General features: G+C 54.9%; 12 protein-coding genes and 1 tRNA gene. 11 read left to right on the forward strand and 2 right to left on the reverse strand.

Annotated features, from left to right (window positions below):
- The first annotated feature begins 44 nt into the window (after nucleotides 1-44).
- The 4 genes from ACFL9S_RS11995 (at nucleotide 45) to ACFL9S_RS12010 (ending at nucleotide 11326) form a co-directional block, all read left to right on the forward strand.
- Nucleotides 45-7064, forward strand: a complete 7020-nt coding sequence (locus ACFL9S_RS11995) for a hypothetical protein (protein WP_405262137.1) — start codon at nucleotides 45-47, stop codon at nucleotides 7062-7064.
- Nucleotides 7065-7076: 12 nt separating this feature from the next.
- The gene (locus tag ACFL9S_RS12000) at nucleotides 7077-9824 is read left to right on the forward strand and encodes a glycosyltransferase (RefSeq protein ID WP_405262138.1); all 2748 of its coding nucleotides are present in this window, start codon (nucleotides 7077-7079) and stop codon (nucleotides 9822-9824) included.
- Nucleotides 9821-10546, forward strand: a complete 726-nt coding sequence (locus tag ACFL9S_RS12005) for a hypothetical protein (RefSeq protein ID WP_405262139.1) — start codon at nucleotides 9821-9823, stop codon at nucleotides 10544-10546. The genes ACFL9S_RS12000 and ACFL9S_RS12005 overlap by 4 nt, the downstream gene beginning before the upstream one ends.
- Nucleotides 10547-10651: 105 nt before the next feature.
- On the forward strand, nucleotides 10652-11326 hold the full coding sequence (locus ACFL9S_RS12010) for an SDR family oxidoreductase (protein ID WP_405262168.1): 675 nt from the start codon (nucleotides 10652-10654) through the stop codon (nucleotides 11324-11326).
- Nucleotides 11327-11329: 3 nt separating this feature from the next.
- On the opposite strand, the gene ACFL9S_RS12015 is transcribed toward ACFL9S_RS12010, so the two are convergent.
- Nucleotides 11330-11635 carry a cupin domain-containing protein gene (locus ACFL9S_RS12015; RefSeq protein ID WP_405262140.1) on the reverse strand — a complete coding sequence of 102 codons (306 nt, stop codon included), beginning with the start codon at nucleotides 11633-11635 and terminating at the stop codon, nucleotides 11330-11332.
- Between the two features lie 332 nt (nucleotides 11636-11967).
- Between ACFL9S_RS12015 and ACFL9S_RS12020 the strand changes: the two genes are divergently transcribed.
- From ACFL9S_RS12020 to ACFL9S_RS12045, 6 genes are all read left to right on the forward strand, one after another.
- A complete protein-coding gene (locus ACFL9S_RS12020; RefSeq protein ID WP_405262141.1) occupies nucleotides 11968-13041 on the forward strand; it encodes an alpha/beta fold hydrolase in 1074 nt (357 codons plus the stop codon).
- Between the two features lie 117 nt (nucleotides 13042-13158).
- On the forward strand, nucleotides 13159-14778 hold the full coding sequence (locus ACFL9S_RS12025) for a methyl-accepting chemotaxis protein (RefSeq protein ID WP_405262142.1): 1620 nt from the start codon (nucleotides 13159-13161) through the stop codon (nucleotides 14776-14778).
- A gap of 248 nt (nucleotides 14779-15026) precedes the next feature.
- The gene (locus ACFL9S_RS12030) at nucleotides 15027-16052 is read left to right on the forward strand and encodes a sensor domain-containing diguanylate cyclase (protein ID WP_405262143.1); all 1026 of its coding nucleotides are present in this window, start codon (nucleotides 15027-15029) and stop codon (nucleotides 16050-16052) included.
- Nucleotides 16053-16571: 519 nt separating this feature from the next.
- Nucleotides 16572-18131, forward strand: a complete 1560-nt coding sequence (gene dgt / locus ACFL9S_RS12035; protein WP_405262144.1) for a dGTP triphosphohydrolase — start codon at nucleotides 16572-16574, stop codon at nucleotides 18129-18131.
- On the forward strand, nucleotides 18094-18855 hold the full coding sequence (locus tag ACFL9S_RS12040; protein ID WP_405262145.1) for a hypothetical protein: 762 nt from the start codon (nucleotides 18094-18096) through the stop codon (nucleotides 18853-18855). Before dgt ends, ACFL9S_RS12040 begins: the two co-directional genes overlap by 38 nt.
- A gap of 144 nt (nucleotides 18856-18999) precedes the next feature.
- Nucleotides 19000-19073, forward strand: a tRNA-Gly gene (locus ACFL9S_RS12045).
- 55 nt (nucleotides 19074-19128) lie between these two features.
- Here ACFL9S_RS12045 and ACFL9S_RS12050 read toward each other — a convergent pair.
- The gene (locus ACFL9S_RS12050; protein ID WP_405262146.1) at nucleotides 19129-19425 is read right to left on the reverse strand and encodes a hypothetical protein; all 297 of its coding nucleotides are present in this window, start codon (nucleotides 19423-19425) and stop codon (nucleotides 19129-19131) included.
- A gap of 282 nt (nucleotides 19426-19707) precedes the next feature.
- Here ACFL9S_RS12050 and ACFL9S_RS12055 point away from each other — a divergent pair, with 282 nt between their 5' ends.
- Nucleotides 19708-20550 (forward strand): ABC transporter substrate-binding protein, encoded by an 843-nt coding sequence (locus tag ACFL9S_RS12055; protein WP_405262147.1) that lies wholly within the window; start codon nucleotides 19708-19710, stop codon nucleotides 20548-20550.
- Nucleotides 20551-20561 lie beyond the last annotated feature (11 nt).

The raw sequence follows: 20561 nt of genomic DNA on the forward strand, positions 1-20561 counted from the left end.
GTCTTGCGGCGAAATCCTCACTTCCTCTAACCGACTGGCTGACTATGACTGATATCATTCTGAAAATTGCAGGTAGCGCGTTTGGTGTACCGATGAATGTGGATTTGCAGGTGGCCGGTGGCCCCTTCTCATTTTCACTGAAAACGGAACAGCCCATTTCTATCAACGATATCTGGGATGTGTTTAGCAGTCAGCTTGAATCTGTGACCGGCGTGGCATTGCCCACCATTCCACCCGGCCCCTGGCAGCAGGTTATGGACAGGAAGATTTTTCCCTCTCTTTGGATCACCCCTGATGGCAGTACCGGCAACACCAGTGCATTTCTGCTGCTGACGCTGGAAGAAGAGCTGTCGTTGGGGGTGCATTATCAGGGGCACGGTTTCGATATCAGCATCGAACCGGACATCACCGTTACCGGGCTGGTGATCGGTTATGACGGCGCCGGTGATGGCCTGACGGTCAAGGCCCGGATTAAAACGCCAGTCAGCAACAACAACAACAGCAACAGCCAGAGCACCCCCGCGCCCAAAAGCAAAGAGCAGCTGGTGAACTTTCCGTTCCCGTTGCCTGCGCAAAACTCCGTCTCGGCGTTCAAACTGAATTATCTTGGCATCGGCCAGCGCGTTGGCCCCCGCACTCAGGTGCCCGCCAGCGGTAACCCGATGGATATCATCTTTAAGGAGCTGGAAACTCAGCTGATTGGCAGCGACCCGGAAACCATTATCACCCAGCTGGCACGCGATTTTTACCATCCGGATCGTGACTGGTTTATTGCCGCAGACGTTGAGATCCGTGAACTGCGCCTGCGTTTACTGTTTAACGACCCGGCGATGTATGGCCTTGAGGTCAGTATTCCGATGACCAGCCCACCCTCATTCTTTAGCGGGCTGCTGTTTGAAATTCTCTATCAGAAACTGGGGCCAAACCTCGGGGTTTATTATGGCGCGCTGACGCTGCCCTACGGCATGCGCCGTATCCCGCTGGAAGGGTTTATTCTGATTCTGCCCGGGTTCTCCGCATGGATTTACACCAACGGGGATTTTCGCATCAACGTTGGCTGGCCGGTCACCCCTGACAATGCCATCGGCATCTCTTTCGATATTCTGACCGGCTGGGCCGGGTTCTACTTTGCTAAATTGCGCAGCGGTGACAATCCGGGTGCGCTGCCCAGCGTCAATTACAATCCAATTCTGGAATTCGGTATTGGTGTGGCGGTCACTGCGGGTATCAGTATCAGCGCAGGTCCGCTCAGCGCCAGCCTGGCCGTCAATCTGTCAGCCAGCTTCCAGGGGTTACTGGCATGGGAAAATGGCCGTTCAATAGGTAACACACCCGATCACTACTGGTTTGCCGGTAGCGCCTCAATTTCTGTGCTGCTTCAGGGCAGTGTCGATTTGGCGATTATTAAGGCCTCGGTGATGGTCAGCTTTAGCGTCAGCGCCGGGGTCGCGTTTGAAACCGGTTATCAGACGGTGATCCCGATTTCGGCTTCGGTCAGCGTCAGCGTCTCGCTCAAAGTGATTTTCTTTACTATCCACCTCTCTTTCCACACCACGGTTAATCATACCTTCTATATTGGTCAAGGCCCCCGGGCCTCGCTGAATGGACCGCTCGCTCCCGGGCTGAATGTGATGTCATCCGCACCGCAGCACTGGCAGAAAATGGTCACTCACGCCCGGGAATATGCCACGCGGCAACGCATGCAGCTGGCGGGTGCCCTGCGCCCGCTGCATGATGTGCATGAGCCGCTGCGTTTCTGCGCCATGCCCGGCGCGCAAGTGCGCGGAACGGTGACCACCCCACTGGATGTGGTGTTTGTGCTGCAACCCACCGTGGTCTGGGATGACCAGCAGCAGGCTGCCGTCAACCTGATTGCCTCGCTGGTCATGGCGTGCCCCGCCCCCAACACGCCGCCGCTGGCATCGCCAGGGGCCGCCACCGGCTATGAAGTGCTGATCATTAAACTGGTGAAATGGTTACTGACCTTTGTGCCGGAACCGGCCGCCGACCAGCCGCTGTCTGCCACCTTACGGCAGCTATCCGTCCTGCTGGGCAGCGGCAGCGCCGATCCCTCTCCGGTATTTGGTGGCAAAAACGGCTTCCGCACCCTGCTGGAGGCCTTTTTCGCCAGTACGATCCGTTTCCAGCTGCGCGGCGTCAGTGCGGGTGAGACGCCGTTTGATACCGCAGCCGTACTGCCGATGTTCGATATTTTACGCCTGGATACCGGGGGCAGCAGCGTCGACTTCAGCCGCTTTAACCCGACGCCGGATAATTACACCGAAGCACTGAACCTCTATTTTGACAACGTGGGGCTGGTCGCCAGCGAGCGTACGGTCAGCACGCCGGACGCTCTTCTGCGTGCGCAGGCCTCACCGCAGGAAGGGCCAGCCATGGCCAGCTATCTGTTTGGCGACTACTTCCTGATGATTGCCCGCTACACGCTGGACACGCTGATCCAGGATGCAGACCAGTATGAGAAACAGCAGGAAACCCGGCTCCGGCAGTGGGCGAAAAAGACCCGCGCAGGGGAGAGTGAGGTGGATAATCCGCTCTCATTTTTCGCCTCCCTCGACCCGGAACTCCTTACCGGCAACCCGACGCAGGAACTGAATGAACTGCTGGATAATCTGGCCTACTGGAGCATTGCCGGTTTTGGTTCACGCTATCTGATGTCGGGCCTGCAACTGCCCGATCCGGCACAGATGCCACCGGAAGTGACGCCGCTCAATATTGCTGGCATCCCCACCTCTGCGCTGTATCTGCTTTCCGGCCAACAGTATGCGGTCAGTAGCAGCCCGCTGGAGACCTCAGCCACGCTGCGTTTCACGCCAGGTCTGGAAGTTGACTGGGTACAGTTTGCTGATGCCAGCCCCGCCAGTGCCAGCGCACAGTTTGATCTTCCGACGTCACTGCCGGACAACCCTGACCCACAGTGGGTATTCCACCATACCCCGGCGTCGCCCGACCCGATCACGGCAGATACCCTGCTGGTGAAACCGCTGCCTGCGGTACTCTCCGCCCCTCTGGGTTACCAGCTGAAAAATAGCCTGGCCTGGCAGGATGAGCATAATGCCCGCACGCTATTCCCCTTCCCGCAGCCGCTGCTCAATCGCCTGAAGGCACTGCTCAGCCTGCCGCCCGATCAGGCCCGCTTACAGCTCAGCCTGGAAGGCAGCGACAAGGATGAGGATGTGGCTAACGCCAGCATCAACGGCGTTGCCACACTGCAAATTCGTTTGTCGCTGACCCAGGTCAGCACGAGCGGCTACAGCGGTGCATCCCCGGCCTCACCACAGCCTAAAGTGCAGCCCAATATCTACCAGCTGAACGGCACTGACGAAGCCACCCGCGAGCTGATCTATCAGGCGCTGCAAAGCGATCTTTCCGGGGCCACCCTGCGGCTGCTGTACCTGCCGCAGGGCAGCACGGAGTGGGTGTCGGACGCGCTTGACCCGCTGGCTCTGCTGGCCAAACTCAACCTGTCAACGCTGAACCAGGTTGAGCAGGTCAGCCGGATGCACAGTATGATGCTGGCGACGCTGCCCGTGGATAATGATGCGGCGCTGGTCAGTGATGCGCAGCGTTTCCTGCGGCTGGTCTGGGAACTGAGCGTGGTGCGGGCGCCAGGGTATTATCTGCACTACCGTACCCTGAGCGGGCAGGGGCTGCCGGATACGCTGTTTGCCGATACGGCTGCCTCTACCCGTTCACCGGATGATCCCGCACAGAAAGTCGTGGACGGCAGTCAGGCCGGCACGGCTGACCTGATGATCGTGGTCGAATTCCCCCCCCCGGCGACCAGCAGACTGTCGCTCGCCCCCTGGCACAACGGCCTGCGCATCGACGCCAACAGCCAGATCGCCGCGCTGGTGTGCCAGCTATACGATGCTGGCGGAGAACCGCTGTACGCCTGGCAGTCGGCGCTGGCACCGGGCAATATCGGCTTTGCCGCCAACTGGACGCCCGCCGTCGCCCCCTCCCCGGCCCCGTCCATTCCGGTCAGCCATCTGTATCACCTGATGCAGTACCGCATTGATGGTGATGGCACAACCTACCGTGACTCCGTGTGGAGCCTGCCCGTCGGCCCAACGGATAACGCGACGTCCACCTCTCCAGGGGCACAATGGCAGCTGCAACAGCTGGTGCCACTGGTGCCGTTCTGCACCACCAGCAGCAACCCGTATGCGATTATCGGCCAGACAGCCAACCTGTCATTCCGCCTGTGCGATATGTACGGCAACCCGCTGACCGCGCCGCATAGCGACAGTTTTACCCCGCTGTACAGCGACCCGCTGATCGCACTGGGCGAGTGGCCGGGATTAAAAAGCAGCTACGCTTTTCGCCACAACACAGCGGACAGTGCCTGGCTGCGGATTGAACTGGAGTTCAGCCCCGGGATTGTTGATACGCAGGCCTCGCCCGGTGACAGCCCTCTGTCACAATGGTGCACCATGCGCGATAAATTCCTGCGCATTGTTGACCAGCTCAACGACCCGCAGACCCATTTCACCCTGACCTGTAGCCTGCTGAATGGCGCGCTGCCCGATGACCCGACCCCGATGCTGCTGACGTTCTCCGATCTGATCCTCGGGGAGATTAACCGCCATATTCACGGCAGCCCGTCAGCGGCCGTCACCTCGCCGGACGCACCTCCTCTGACCCAGACGTTCTCCTTCTGCCTGCCGTTTGCCCTGCTGATGCAACAGGCACACGATATCGTCGATATTGGGGTCAGTATCGGCGCGTGGCGCGATAGCGATCGGGTGGACAGCGACGTGGTGGAAAAACTGCCGCAGGTCTGTCAGGTCAGCTATCCGCTGCTGGCACGGCTGACGATGGCTCCTCCTGCCGGGTCCGTGTCTGCCACTGCCAGCCCGGACAGCGATGACCTGAGCCTGAATACATTTGCCCTGAATTTTGAGCAGGCTTTTGCCGGGTTCGATGGCAAGCAGGGCTGTCTGAAACTCGCCCAGCGTGCCGGGGAGCAGATAAGCAGCGACAGCACGCAGCCGCAGGATCTCTGGTCAGTCCGTTTCAGTGAGAGCCAGGGATTTAATATTACCTTTGCCAGCGACCCTCTCTACTTCGCGCTGCGCCCGCTGAATACCATTCCGCGCAGCGGTATGGTCGACAATATGCAGTATAACGATGTCGATATGGATGCCTGGGCCAGCCGTTTCTTTAGCGCCTTTGATGCCTTCCTGTCACCTACAATGGGCGTTGCCGTGGCGCTGCTCGATGCGCAGAATCAGACCGATTATTACGATCGGCTGATGCAGCAAAAACAGCAGCTGGCAAAGGCGATCCCTTCCGGGCTGGTGCCGGTGCTGGAAAAAGAGACGGGGACCGGAGATCTGCACAGCGCGCAGCTGCGGTTACAGCAGGCGTTGCTGGAAAACCTCTCCAGTGCCTACACCGTTTCGACCATTGTGCAGACCCCGGTCAGCGTTACCGTGCAGGGTATTGCTGACGATGTCAGCCCTCAGCAGGCACCGCAGCTCTATGGCAGCCTGCAACAGCCTGCCTCCGTTTCACCCGAATCAGAGAACAGCAAGCTGTATCAGTTCACGCCGGTCACTCTGGATCTGGCAACCGGCTCCCAGTGGGCCACCAGCCTGCTGACGGTGGCAAAACCGGGCGATCAATCCTCTATTTCGCTGCCGTTAGCCTATCAGGCCAGCTATCTGCAGCATGATTTCGCCCCGGATCACGCCCAGGACGGCTACGTCCCCAGCAGCTGGCTGAAGTTTATTCTGCCGGACTGCCCGCTGCTGAAGATGCCGATTACATCCATCGGCTCACCGCAGGATCAGGCGATCATCCCGATCCCACTGCCGTTTGAGCCGCCCATGCCGATGCTGGTTTCGCAACAGGGTAACGGCGTGACCATCGCGTCACCGTCGTCCAGCCCCGGTTCGTTAGCCGATGAAATTGCCCAGGCACTGCAATGGCGTTATCAGGTTCAGGTGTCACTGGATCTACAGGATCAGGATCAGTTCTATTTCGACTTTACCCGCAATCTGCTGCCCAATCAGCCGATGCTGCTCAGCCACAAGCAACAAAATGCGCAGCTGCTTGATAACCTGTTCGCCGCACTGGCACGCTTTACACGCGACTGGCCGGAGCTGTCGTCCGAACTGGACAGCATTCAGCAGCAGGCCTACGGCAACCTGACCGGCAGCGCCTCCACCGTGGTAGAACGCTTCCTGGCACGGGTCGAGGAGGTTGCTGACAGTTGGCCGACCCACTGGGACCTGCCCCGGATGCTGGCCGCTCAGCTTAATGAGATCGACCATTTCTGCCTCAGCTACCGTGGCAGCACCCTTATGCTGCTGGCACGTACCGAGCAGGGCGGTAACAATCCGGCCATCTGGCCATCGGTTCAACTGGGCGGGAACACCGTATGGCAGCCCGATCGGAGCCAGGCCAGACAGCAACAGGACGGCTGGTGGAGCCTCTCTTTCACGCTGAAACAACCGCCCGTCTTTACCCGCACCACGCTGGCATGGGAACCGCTGGCGATCCTCGATTATCAGAGTGCGCAGTTTACCGCCTGGACCGTCCGCAATGCCGACCTGGTGCCGGGGCAGACCACCAATCCTCTGTTTGTCTATCAGACCGACAGCATTCATTTCCCGGCCCCGCTGGTCCCTCTGATTGAACGCGACAGCCTGCCGGAGGTTCATGTTGCGGCGATCAGCCTGGCGGTACTGCAACAGATCATCCAGCAGATAATGACGCCACTGACAGCCGTCAGCGATCTGGGCGTTAACCCGATGATTAATCTGCAAATAAACTATGCCTGTGCGCTGGTTCCCGGTGCCGCTCTGCTGATGGAGTCACCCGTACAGCTGATCAACGCCCTGCAACTGGATAGCGCCTCGCCGGATACCCTGGCAGACCAGGTGGCAGAAGAGGTCTGGCAGTGGTATCAGGCTAGCCATTTACCGGAGTTGCAGGCACAAGTCCAGATCGCCTTCACGCTGTTCGGCTCCGTTAATGGCCAGCAACTGCCGCTGGTGCAGATTAATTGTATTCCTGTGCTGTTTAACCACCTTTAGAGGGGGAGTGTTATGGTCACAATGCGCCCGACCGGGTTCAGTATTCAGCCTGTTCCTACCCGCTTAGCCGATTTTCAGCAGCGCCATGCCGGTGAAAGCATCCTGGTTTGCGGCTGCGGCAGCTCTCTGAACCAGCTTCATGAGGCAGAGCACTACATCACCATCGGGGTGAATGATATCGGGCGCAAATTTCACCCCGATTACCTGGTGGTACTGAATGGCCGTCAGCAGTTTACCGCCGAACGGTTTGCCCCGATTGCCGGTTCGCGGGCGCAGGCGGTTTTTACCCATTTGCAGCTGGGAATTGACCATCCAAATGTGGTGCGTTTTCTGCTGGGTCAGCGCGGGGGCGTTGACGTCAGCGCTACGGATTCGTTGCCGTACACGCGCAATTCAACCTATGTCGCGGCCTGCCTGGCGCTGTTTATGGGGGCGAAGCGCATCGGGTTGATCGGCGTTGACTTCACCGACCATCATTTTTTTGCCCACACCGGACGACACGCGTTAACCGGCGAGATCGCCCGTATCCGCCAGGAGTACGCCCGCCTGGCAGACGCCTGCGCACGCCAGGGCGTGGAGCTGGTCAACCTCAGTGAAACCAGCGCCGTGGACACCCTGCCCCGGCAGCCGCTGGCCGCCTTCGCCGCCCAGGCGAAAACGGCCAAATCGCTGAATATTGTCTCCTATGCCACCACCCCGGTCGCCGGGGTACCCAAACTATTAAGTGAGTGCATCGAACGCTGTACGCCGCACCGCTGCCGGACGGTATGGGCAACGCATCAGTATGGTAACGGCGTGGAGTTTGAGCGCGATGTCGAGTGGCAGCAGCAGCCCGATGTCGCCCGCTCACTGCTGGAAGCAGCCGATGTGGTGGTGGTCCATAACGGGCACACCGCCGCACAGCATAATGAAATTTTGCGTCATAAGCCGGTGATCACCCTGGCGCACAACTATATGTGGAATGTCGATCAGCAGTTTGTAAAACGGGGCTTGCCGGGCATGGTGGTGGCTCAGTATCAGGCGTCGCTCCCCGAATTTTCGCAGTGGTGTGCCGTGCCCAATCCGGTGCCGCTGTGGAACCCGCTGTTTAACGCAGGGGAAAAAGAGGCGCGTATCACCATTGCCTATACCCCCAGCGGAAAACATGAGAAATACCCTACCGGGCACCGCCTCTACTGGCATTCAAAAGGTTACGCCACGACCCTGGCCATACTACAACGGCTGGCACAGCGCTACCCGCTACAGCTACTGACCACCGGTTCAGGCCAGGTCAGCTTCCGGCAGTCGATGGATCTTAAGCGTCGTGCGCATATTGTGATTGATGAGTGTGTGACCGGCAGCTATCACCGCAACAGCCTTGAGGGGCTGGCAGCGGGTGCGGTGGTGATTAACGGCCTGGGGCTGGAAAGCGCTATCCGCGAGGTGTTTACGCAGTGTACCGACAACAGCCCATCGCCGTTTGTCTGTGCCAGCCTCGACACGCTGGAAGCGGTACTGACCGAGCTGATCGCGCTCGGCCCGCAGCGCCTGAGTGAACTCGGCGCCCGTAACCGCCAGTGGCTCCTGCAACACTGGGACTTCACAGCGCAGTGGCGGCAGTTCTGGTTGCCAGCACTGGAGCAGGCACGCCAAAAAATGATGCCTGCCACCGCCTTCCCAGAACCACAGCGGCAGCCGCACCCCGTGCCCGTCGCCCCGCCGTGTCTGCCGACACAGCACACGCTCATCGCCGGGGTCAGCGTGATTATTCCTTTTGCCGGAAAAGGGCGCCTGCAACCGTTGCGTAGCGTACTACAGGCGCTGAAAAGTCAGGCTGATGTGCAGCGAGTGATTGTGGTCGAGCTGGATCGCCAGCCACATGCCCGCGACATCGCCAGCGAGCTGGCCGACGACTATCTGTTTGCCTGCACCGATCGGCCTTTCAGTAAATCACGCGCGATGAATATTGCACTGCCTTTTGTCAGCACCGGGCACCTGCTGTGGCTGGATAGCGACCTGCTGCTGCCGGAAAATTTTGTCCAACAGGCGCGCAAAGAGTGCGAAAGCCGCAGACTGGACTGCCTGATCCCCTGGGACAGGGTCGATTACCTCAGCGCGGAAGAGAGCGAACAGATCCAACTGGGCAACCTTCAGCCCGCCGACTGTCAGCCGGTACATCAGTTTTACAGCCGCAAGGGCGCACAGGGTGGTGCAGTGTTGGTGCGTACCGATTTTATCCTGCATCACGGCGGGATGCCGGAGCCGTTTCAGGGCTGGGGCGGCGAAGATAACGCATGGTTCCATAAGGTCGGCGTTCTGGGAAAAATAGACTACACCGCCGACAGACAGCGAACGATTTTCCATCTGTATCATCCGCAATCCTCCGGCTACTGCCGCCAGGGGGAGCATATCGCTGCCAATCCGCACTACCGCGACAATTTTCAGCTGCTGCAACAGATGCGCTCGGTGCGCCATCCTGCCACCTTTAGCCAACGTTACCCGGCTCCAGAACGGCATTCCGCCCCCTGGGACGGCCAGCAGACGATCGTCTTTCCGCCATCACATGCCGCGCTGGCGCAGCGACTGCAAGAGTTCTATGGCGATGCACTGCGCGTGTCGCCACAGCCCGACGAGCAAGCGATTGACCTCAGCCTGTTCAGCCCACTGGCAGAGCAGTTAAACCAGACCGTACTGGCCGTGATCCGGCATATCTGCACGGTTCGCAGCTATTGCGTTTCCCCAATGCCCCTCCCCCTACTGATTGCAGGAGCTACACGATGAAAAGTTCTATCCTCAGCCTGTTTGTTCTGTTGTCCATCACATCAGCCAGCAGTTATGCCGATGATTTTTCGCAGGCAGAAAACAAGATTAACAGTATCAAACCTGATATCAGCTACCCTTCTTTCTGCGCCAGCACGCCTTCTGGTGAAGATAAGATGGCCTGCCAGATTAAGAGTATTCCGACCATCGGGCTGCTGGTGTGCAAACAGGCAGCCTACAGTGAAGATAAAAGCTGCCATACGTTGATTCAGGAAGAAATTAAAAACCTGTCGGATGTCAAAAAGGCCGGACTGGCCACCGTTGATTTTCGCCCTGGCATCCTGGAACCGCTAAAATGCGCGGAGGACAAAGCGAAAACCTGCGCAGGTTACCTGGTGAGCTGGGTCAGCAACGGCGCATTTATCAATATTGATGATGCTATCCACGATGACAAAGTGGTGGAGCTGGCTAATGATATTCGCAGCTTCAGCACATCGCCCTCCGCCCTGGCGAAAACGCGCAGCGATCTGAAAAAGATTGCTGATTTTATGACGCCCTCCTCCACTAAGTTCAGCCGGGTTTGTGACTTGCAGGGGTTCTATCTGCGTGGGGGCGGTTTCCTGATTAATGATGTGCCAGACCTGCAGCTCAACCAGTCTTCGCGCCCCGCATGCTGGGATGATATGCCGACCTGGCAGCAGGCATACGACGGCATCACTAAGCTGGTCGACTTGCTGAAGTAACCGCGTCCGTGACGTTTGCCTGAACTGACGGGTTTTTGTTACTGTGCCTGGCAGGACATAACAGAATACCCGTCAGATTTTCCCTCTCACCATAAGGCAGACCCGATAATGACAACTCCACAGGCATTAATCATTGGCGCCTCGCGCGGTATCGGCTTAGGCCTGGCAAACACCCTGGCCGAACGCGGCTGGCAGGTCACCGCCACCACGCGCAAGGACACGCCGGACAGTGCGGCGGCCATCCGCTGGCTGACGCTGGATATTAATCTGCCCGATGAGCGTGACGCATTAGTGAGTGGGCTGGCTGGTCAGTCGTTTGATGTGGTTTTTATTAATGCAGGCGTCTATGGCCCGGAGCATCAAACGCTGTCACGCACCAGCGATGAAGAGTTAATGGCGCTATTTATGACCAACACCTTCTCGCCGCTGCGTTGTGCTGAAGCGCTGCTGCCTCAGGTTAAAGCGCGCAGCGGCATTCTGGCACTGATGACCTCGCAGCTCGCCAGTCTGAATGAAAACCCTGATGCAACGTATCCGCTGTATGCGGCCAGCAAAGGGGCGCTGAATATGCTGGCGCGTGGGTTGTCAGCAAAAACCGACGCCCAGGGCCAGACGCTGCTCTGCGTGCATCCGGGCTGGGTGCAAACCGATATGGGCGGAAAAAATGCCCCGCTGACGGTGGCCCAGAGCGCGGGTGGCATTGCCGATCAGCTGGTCGCCTGGCGTAGCAAAGGCGGGCACCACTACATTGATTACAGCGGAAAATTACTCGCCTGGTAATGCCTAATCAGCATCCACCAGCAGTAATGTGCCGCTGCTGCCGGGCAATACCCGATGAGGGCTGCCCGGTGGTATCACAAAATAGTCACCGCTTTTCAGCATCACCACCTGCCCGTCAACCTCCAGATCCATCTGCCCGTCAATCACCACCAGCAGCTCGGCAAAATGCTCATGCACTTCATCCGGTATCCCGTCTCCGCCCATGCGGATCAGTTTCACATTGGCCTGGCCAATCTTGCTGATAATGGCAGATCGCCACACCTCCGGCAGCGCTGCGGCCCCGGTTAATAATGATGCTGCCTGAAACATACCATCCTCCTGTCAGGTGACAGACAGAGATACCCGACATTCCGTTCAGAACGAACAAAGATATTGAACTAAGCTTTTCCAGTAGGGAGGTAAGTGACAGGGAAATGACATTAAGATGAAAACGTGACTAAAGAAATATTCAGGGAAGACGAAAGTGGAATATCGGATGTGTTAGCGTAATAAAAATTCGCTGGAAAACATCTCGCGTAAACAGCAACAATCAGAACATAATCTGTTTTTATCATTGAAGATGTTTATGTTTATTGGGATTTATCTCAATTGACATTAACATCGGCCATCTAATACGCCTTCCTTACCGATGAGTTGTTTTTATGGCTAACCGTATCGTATCAGGGTTAACAGGCCTCATTCTGTTAAGCCTGTCACCTTTAACACAGGCAGTCAGCACGGTGTTATCACCGAAAGAAGCCGACTGGGTTGCACCGGAATTCACCTTTAACAGCGGTGAAAAACTGAAAGACCTGCGCATTCATTACTACACGCTGGGTGACAGTAGTAAACCTGCTGTATTATTACTTCACGGAACTAACCAGCCAATAAAAGCACTATTAGCCCAGGGATTTGGCGGCGAATTATTTGGCCCCGGCCAGGCGCTGGATATCAGCAAATATTTTATCATCATGCCGGAAAGTATTGGGTCAGGAAAATCATCCAAACCATCCGACGGTTTGCGCATGGCGTTTCCGCACTACGATTATAACGATATGGTCACCGCGCAATATCGCTTAGTTAAAGAAGGGCTTGGCATTTCCCATCTACGCCTGGTAATGGGCTATTCGATGGGGGGAATGCAAACCTGGCTATGGGGTGAACAATACCCGGGCATGATGGATGCCCTGGTGCCAATGGCATCGCAGCCTGCTGAGTTATCCGGCCGGAACTGGATGATGCGCCGCATGCTGATTGAATCGATCAAGGGCGATCCGGCCTGGGCTGAAGGCAATTACCGTCAGCAGCCACCCGCGCTGAAAACGGCCAGCATTATGTTCAGTATTGCCACCACCGGCGGCACGCTGGCGTATCAGCATAAAGCGCCAACGCGTGCGCTGGCCGATAAGCTGGTTGACGAACGCCTGGCCGCCCCGTTGACTTCAGACGCCAACGACTTTATTTATATCTGGGGATCGTCAGCGAATTATAATGCGCAACCTGCATTAAACCGTATCACCGCACCGATGCTGATCATTAACTCAGCTGATGATGAACGCAACCCGGTAGAAACCGGCACGCTGAACCGCGAATTAAACAAGATAAAAAAGGCCGAGCTATGGCTTATTCCGGCCAGTGCAGAGACCAGCGGACATGGCACCATGATGTCAGCAAAGTTTTATAACGAGAAACTGAAGTCATTTTTAGCCAGCACCCGGGAACACCCGAATCATTAACAGCCGTACCTGACCGGAAGCGACACGTATCGCGTCCGGTCTTTTATTTTTTATTATGCCTTTATTTCCGACACCACTCTTTTTCCTCATTATCAAGACGGCAACAGGGAATCCGCTATGTTTCGTAAAATAAAGATCCGCACCGCGCTCAGCGCAATGATTTTTTCATTAGCCGCATTATTACTTTTTGTTGGTGTGCTGGGGCTGGTCGCAGTCCAGTCGGGCAATAAATCGTTTGCCCGCGTGGATACCGAAGTACTGCCAGGGCTGGTCGCACTGAATGAAAGCTCCGAGCTGCTCCTGCGCGGCCGATTAGATTTACGTCTGTATGAATCACTGATGGTCAATGGCGACACGGAGAAAGCCAAAATCGCCTTAGAACGCGCCAGAGGCAAAGTAGAGAGTGCCGGGGTGAAATGGCAGGACTATCTGAAATACCCGCAGTCAGAAGAAGAACAGGTGATTGCCACAGAAATGGCCACCGCACGCGACACCCTGATGAAAACCTTTATTGACCCGGCGTTTGCCGCGCTGGAAGCGGGTAATCTGGACGACTATCGCCAGCGTGCCGGGAAGTCGACCGCACTCTATGCCGCCTTTGATAAAGCCTCAAAATCCCTGGTCGCCTTTAAGCTGAAGAGCATTGATATCGCCTATGAAGACTCCAACGATCGGGTGAGCAATATGCAGTTCATCCTCTACTGCGCTATCGCCTGCGCCCTGCTGGTGGCCGGGCTGGCCTGGTCAGTGATGACCAACCTGGTGGTCAAACCGTTGAACAATGCCATTACGGTTTTTGACCGCATCGCTGAAGGCGATTTACGTGCGCGTATTGATGCCAGCGGCAAAAATGAGATCGCTCACCTGTTTGCCGCCGTACAGCGTATGCGTGACGGGCTGGAAAATATGGTGCTGGTCGTGCGTAGTGGTACTGACGCAATTGGTGCAGGCGTTGAGGAGATCGCTTCCGGCAATATCGACCTCTCCAGCCGTACCGAGCAGCAGGCGGCCTCGCTGGATGAAACCGCGTCGAGCATGGAACAGATTATGGCGACGGTCAAAAACAACGAGGACAACACGCGCAAAGCCAACGAACTGGCGCAGAAAGCCTCGGCATCGGCTTCACGCGGCGCCAATGTGGTGTCTGATGTGGTGTCGACCATGAGCGCCATCGAACAGAGTTCGGCTAAAATCGGTGATATTGTTGGCGTGATTGATGGCATTGCCTTCCAGACCAACCTGCTGGCGCTGAACGCGGCAGTGGAAGCGGCGCGCGCAGGCGAAGCCGGTCGTGGCTTTGCGGTGGTGGCCTCTGAAGTGCGGGTGCTGGCTCAGCGTAGCGCAACGGCCGCGAAAGAGATCGGCTCAATGATCGATAACTCTCTTCGCCGCATTGAACAGGGCGTCGGGCTGGTGAAAACGGCGGGCAACACCATGAATGAAGTGATGGTCGACGTGAAAGAAGTGGTCGAAATCATGGATGAAGTGATGCTGGCTTCCGGGGAGCAGACGCGCGGCATCTCGCAGATTAATATTGCCATTCATCAGATGGACGGCGTGACACAACAGAACGCCTCACTGGTCTCTGAGGTGGCAACGGCGGCCAGTTCCCTGCAACAGCAGGTAGCGAATTTGCAGCAGTCGGTCACCCGCTTCCAGGTAGAGAATGAGAAAACCACGCTGGAAAACGACCTGTTTAACGGGCCACAGAATATGACGTTAGCGAACCTGCGATAAACTCAGCAGGGCCGGTGCTATCCGGCCCTGCTTTAATCAGTTTATTCCTAAAGCCCCACCTTTTTCCTGTTCCTCTCAATGTTTTCCTCCACAATCCGATGATAGACTTAAACTCGCGGCTTCAGGCCGATATTATGACACCTGAATAAACGTCGATAAAAACCAATAAATATAAAGCGTTACCCTTTATTCACACAGCATGCCTTGCGTTATTTTATCTCCACACCACTACCCGGGAAATCTGGCCTATGAAGGAAAATTTGATTGAGCGCATTTCCACCGCGCTTGGATCGGAAAAAACGCTCGAAGGGTTCGTGCGCCAGCTGTTAGAGATGCTGGAGCTGGTCACCGAAATGGAGTCCACCTATCTGACCCATATCGACGCGGACGGCATCAGGCAGCACGTTGTGTACGCGCGTAACAGCAAAACAATGCAGATCCCGGAAGGCCTTTCTGTCCCCTGGGAAGACACATTGTGTAAACGTGCCCTGGACGAAGGGCGGCGTTTCACCTGTGATGTTCCTGCGATTTGGGGCGATTCTGAAGCGGCAAAAGCGCTGGGGATCACCACGTATGTCAGTACTCCGGTGATGCTGGGCGACGGCGCATTATACGGTACGCTCTGCGCAGCCAGTTCTCAGGCGCAGCAACTGTCCGAACGTGCCGAGCAGATGCTTAACCTGTTTGCCGAACTGATTTCCCAGTACATCCGTAAAGAGCAGCTGTTAGAAGAACTGCAGGAAGCCAACGCCATGCTGACCGCTGTCAGCTTTACGGATGAACTGACCGGCCTGCCCAATCGCCGGGCCGTGTTCGCGCACCTGCCGAAACTGTTCGCCCATGCACGCAACACAACACATCCTCTGCTGATGGCCTTTATCGATCTCGACGGATTCAAGCAGATTAACGATCGTTACGGGCATAAAACAGGGGATGAGTTTTTGCAGGCCATTGGCGAGCGTCTGAAAGAGCTGGCGCACGAGGATGATGTGCTGGGACGCCTGGGCGGTGACGAATTTATTATTGCCACCCTTGATGTCTCAGACGCTCAGACCGCATCCGTAACGGCATTCAAAAATCGTCTTTCGGCACGGTTGATCGGCAGCTATTATCTGTCGGGCACGAAGATAGATTATGCGGGTGCCAGCATCGGTATTATTCACGTCGATCCGTCCGTCAGCACCCCGGACAGCGCCTTACACGATGCGGATGCCGCCATGTACGAAGATAAAGGGCGTCGCAAACAGCATCAGGCCTGTAGCCAGGCGCTTTAACCACCAGATACATGACCTGAACTGACATGTTTCCAGGCAGGGATCCCTAAAGTTTCAGTGAAACAGACCGATGTAAGTAGCACTCATCCTGAACTGTACGGACCTTTCATGTACCTGATTAAACCTGCAGAGCTGATTCTGCTGTCACTGACACTGGCATACTGTCTGGCAACCTATGTATGGTTCTAGCTCTCAAGGGATGAGGTATGAACTGCAATACTGATGTTTTTCCTAAAGAATTTTACCGCCCTGTCGATGGTTGTCATGTCGGGGGGGTGTCGGGAAGGCAGAAATGTCGACGATGGCGCCAGGTAAACCTGATGGCATAATAGTTGAGTATCTGCAGAACTTAGCCGACAGATGAGTCGGCTTTTTTGTTTTTATTGTTTATGACATTCTATTCGTTATAAAAAAACCACTCACACTGCCAACATAGTGAGATAACACAACATCGTTACAAATAAGTGTGCGCATCATTACATTTACCACTCTAACTCGCCAAACAAATAGACCACTTTCATGTTATTTGATATTTTTAACTTCCATGTAAATATCAAGGAAATGATGATGGAATGGCAAAATCTTCTTTGTAGTGCACGCCGTAAAGATAAAGAAAAAAACAATCCACCGCATACTCAAGCTGACACCTTATCGTTAAGCAAAGGGCGTCAGGAAATAGAGCGTGATTACGACCGACTTCTTTTCTCTGCTCCCACCCGTCGTCTGGCGGACAAAACACAAGTGTTTCCTCTGGACCGTAATGACAGTGTCCGTACCCGTTTAACTCATTCGCATGAAGTTGCTAACTTTGCGCGTGGGATTGGTATGAGGCTGGCGTTTGACCTGAAACAAGAGATTTTTGGCCACCTGGAGGGCATCTCTGTTGAACGCGATGTCCCGGCACTCCTTGCAGCCATTGGGCTGGCTCATGATTTAGGTAATCCCCCGTATGGCCATCAGGGTGAAGCAGCAATGCGTTCCTGGTTTATACGCCATCTGGAACCGCTGGTTGATGATGAGGAAAATAAACAAATCTATAATGATTTTTTCAAGTTCGATGGTAACTCGCAAACTTTTCGGTTGGTCACCAAATTACAGATACTCAATGACCAGTACGGCCTTAATCTGACCTATGCAACCCTGGCGGCCTTAATTAAATACCCACAACCATCTTACACAAAAAATAAAACACTGTGGAAAAAACAGGGTTTCTTCCATTCAGAATATGAAGTTGTCCGCGAGGTCTGGGATAGAACCGGGTTAAGTGAAGGAGTGCGCCATCCACTGACCTATATTATGGAAGCCTGTGATGATATTGCCTATTCCGTTCTGGATGCAGAAGACACGGTGAAAAAAGGCCTTGCTTCCTACCACGACCTGATTAATTTTCTGCAATGCTGGAATGTCAATGATGATTCGGAGATTAATCTCGTTATTAAAAAAACCGAAGAAAAAAATCAGGGATGGAAAACAAAGGAAAGTGACCTTTCCCCTGCTGAACTCAATGATATGAGCATGCAGATGTTCCGGGTGTACGCAACGAGCGCCCTGATCAATGCCGCTGTCGATGCTTTCCATAAACATCATCAGTCAGTTCTTCGTGACGATTGTGACATCAAAGATTTGATGGGAATCAGTCGCGGTGCGCAGCTCTGTGACGCATTGAAAGAATTCGATAAAACTCGCGGCTACCGCCATCGTTCAGTTTTGGAACTTGAGCTGAAAGGCTCAAACTATATTCAGGGATTGATGGATATGCTGTGGGTTGGGATTCATGGGCATAAAACCCGTGCGGAGGAAGACCAGGAAAAAGAATTGGCGAAGAGTCAGCCGGACTTAACACCTCAGACTACGCACCGCTCAGATACGCCTTTTGGCCGCTACGCTTATGGGCGCATTTCAGAGAACTATCGGCGGATCTTTGAAGACCCGAAAAATACGTTACCAAGATTGTACAAAGAAGCACAGCTGCTCACGGATGCTATTGCAGGGATGACCGACAGCTATTTGATGGATCTTCATGATGAGTTAAAATCGCTCTATGAATACGAAAGTCGTCAAAAACCAGAAGCACCTTAAACGCCGTATCGACGATTTTTTCCTTTCCGGTTATGAAGGGAAGGCGGCCAGAGTGTTGATTGACACTTTGGCCGAACACAATCGCGCGTGGATCTTCGGTGGAATGATCCGCGACATAGGGCTTTTTGGTCGCAAAGGTTTCACTTCTGATATCGATATCGTGGTCGACAGTAACCGCGAGGATCTGCTACGCCTTCTTTCAACCATCGATGTGCAAAACCTGGCCTCTACCAAACTGGGTGGTATCCGTTTTCACTATCACGATATGGATTTTGATGTGTGGTGCCTGTCAGATACCTGGGCCTTTAAAGAAAATCTTATTCCTCTTGAAGGCGCGCACAGTCTGTTTAAAACAACACTCATGACATGGGATGCCATTCTTTATGATATCCACAGCAGAGAGGTGATCAGCCCGGAAAACTACCTGGAGGATCTTCACGAACGGCGTCTGGAGTTGGTCCTAAGCCAGACCCCCAATGAGCCAGGCTCATTGATTAAAATTCTGCGCACCATTTATTCCAAACAGGTAGAAGTGCTGGGACCGGAACTGTGCACATTCTTACATCAGCGACTCGATACGTATAATTTCGAGACTTTGGTGCATTATGAAATGACGCACTACCACACCAACTCCTTTACCGCTGCTCAAATTAATCAATTGTTGCAGAATTTACGTCTGGCCAACCCGGAATGCGATCTCAGGGTTAACATCAATCCAACGTAGTACTCCCGAGCTTCACTTTGCGAGTACAGCGTGGTTTTCCCCGGAAAAGACACTCTTCGGGCTGAACAATGATGAACCCACCGATTTATCTTTGATATGACTCAACATTTCCTGCCAGACCTGTGGTAGTATCCCTCCCGCTCTGCGGCCATCGTATAATGGTATTACCTCAGCTTCCCAAGCTGATGACACGGGTTCGATTCCCGTTGGCCGCTCCAGCACTTCCCTTCTTTGCTTTGCCCAAACCCGTTAAAAACGCCATCAAGCACCGGCTCAGGTTTTACTCACCGTATAGCTCTTCACCTTGTCGTTTTGCAGGCGAATCGTCAGCGTTCTGCCTTCCGTGGTCGATCCGGTTTTTGCCTGGCTCCAGGTCCACATCAGAATGCTCTGCCCCTGCGGAAAAGGCGTGTCCGAAGAGGGCTGACCAAACAGCGCGATCAGCTGCTGCTTTGTCGTCACGTCATGATGGATTTTTGCCAGCTGGGCATCATCGAAGTTCTTTCCGACGGAAGCGGTACATCCGGTGAGCAGCGCCAGCGCCAGGCACCACATTACTTTTCTGTTCATTTCTGGCACCTTTGCCGTGAGGTTTATTCTGCTGCCCTCTAAACTACATTAAAAACACCGTCAATAGTGACTCACCGCCGCTAACGCCCTGCCAACACCTGAGCAACCCGCACAATACAGATGTTTTACTTATGCATTATTTGGCGGGTGATATACCTTTTTGTTTGTAGCCGCCCTTTTCCCTTTATGTAACGCTATCAATCCTAAAAGAAAATAATAACTATCACCTGCATTCAGGAAAACGGGGTTATCCCCCCTTCAGACTATACATAAGGAAAAACTATGATTACGGCGACACGCAAAAACAGCTCATTCAATAAAACCCGCCTTTCTGCCGCGCTGCTGCTGGCATTGACCAGCATCACCACTTTCGCCGTTCATGCTGACCAACTGGCGGATATCAAAAAAGCCGGCGTGGTGAAAATCGCCACCTTTGACGCCAACCCGCCGTTTGGTTCGGTGGATGCTAAAACCCACGAGATCGTGGGTTATGACGTCGACTTCGCTAAAGCACTGGCAAAAACCCTGGGCGTAAAGCTGCAACTGGTGCCGACTAACCCGGCTAACCGCATCCCGCTGTTGCAGTCAGGCAAAGCAGACCTGATTGTGGCCGATATCACCATCACGCCTGAGCGTGCAAAAGTGATCGATTTCTCGGTGCCTTACTTTGTCACCGGACAGCAGTTCCTGGTGCCCGTCAGCTCACCGGATAAGTTGGATGGCTACGCCACGGCACGCATCGGCGCAGTAAAAGGCACCACCGGCGAGCAGGAACTGCATAACCGTTTCCCGCAGTCACGCGTGCTGTCGTATGACGATATCCCACTGGCGCTGTCTGCTCTGCGTAATGGCAACGTGCAGGCAATTACCCAGGACAGCACCATTCTCGCAGGGCTGCTGGATGGCGCACCGGATAAAGCCAAATACAAAGTCCTGCCTGAGTTGCTGAGCAAGGAAGAGATTGGCGTGGGTGTGAAAAAAGGCGAAGCCAGCCTGCTGAAAGTGGTGAATGACGAGCTGTTAAACCTGGAAAAAAACGGTCAGGCCGTCAGCATCTATGACAGCTGGTTTGGCCCGCAGACCAAATCGCCACAACCCCGGTTATTCAAAATCGAAGCAAAATAATCAGCCAGGTA

Origin of the sequence: Erwinia sp. AnSW2-5, assembly GCF_045107195.1 — a bacterium.
Taxonomy (GTDB): Bacteria; Pseudomonadota; Gammaproteobacteria; order Enterobacterales; family Enterobacteriaceae; genus Erwinia.

What these genes read in the sequence shown, in the direction of transcription:
- ACFL9S_RS12040 (WP_405262145.1), top strand. Translation starts at nt 18,094, where the DNA reads ATGAATACGAAAGTCGTCAAAAACCAGAAGCACCTTAAACGCCGTATC.
- ACFL9S_RS11995 (WP_405262137.1), top strand. Translation starts at nt 45, where the DNA reads ATGACTGATATCATTCTGAAAATTGCAGGTAGCGCGTTTGGTGTACCG.
- ACFL9S_RS12030 (WP_405262143.1), top strand. Translation starts at nt 15,027, where the DNA reads ATGAAGGAAAATTTGATTGAGCGCATTTCCACCGCGCTTGGATCGGAA.
- ACFL9S_RS12020 (WP_405262141.1), top strand. Translation starts at nt 11,968, where the DNA reads ATGGCTAACCGTATCGTATCAGGGTTAACAGGCCTCATTCTGTTAAGC.
- dgt (WP_405262144.1), top strand. Translation starts at nt 16,572, where the DNA reads ATGTTATTTGATATTTTTAACTTCCATGTAAATATCAAGGAAATGATG.
- ACFL9S_RS12005 (WP_405262139.1), top strand. Translation starts at nt 9,821, where the DNA reads ATGAAAAGTTCTATCCTCAGCCTGTTTGTTCTGTTGTCCATCACATCA.
- ACFL9S_RS12050 (WP_405262146.1), bottom strand. Translation starts at nt 19,425, where the DNA reads ATGAACAGAAAAGTAATGTGGTGCCTGGCGCTGGCGCTGCTCACCGGA.
- ACFL9S_RS12025 (WP_405262142.1), top strand. Translation starts at nt 13,159, where the DNA reads ATGTTTCGTAAAATAAAGATCCGCACCGCGCTCAGCGCAATGATTTTT.
- ACFL9S_RS12000 (WP_405262138.1), top strand. Translation starts at nt 7,077, where the DNA reads ATGGTCACAATGCGCCCGACCGGGTTCAGTATTCAGCCTGTTCCTACC.
- ACFL9S_RS12055 (WP_405262147.1), top strand. Translation starts at nt 19,708, where the DNA reads ATGATTACGGCGACACGCAAAAACAGCTCATTCAATAAAACCCGCCTT.
- ACFL9S_RS12015 (WP_405262140.1), bottom strand. Translation starts at nt 11,635, where the DNA reads ATGTTTCAGGCAGCATCATTATTAACCGGGGCCGCAGCGCTGCCGGAG.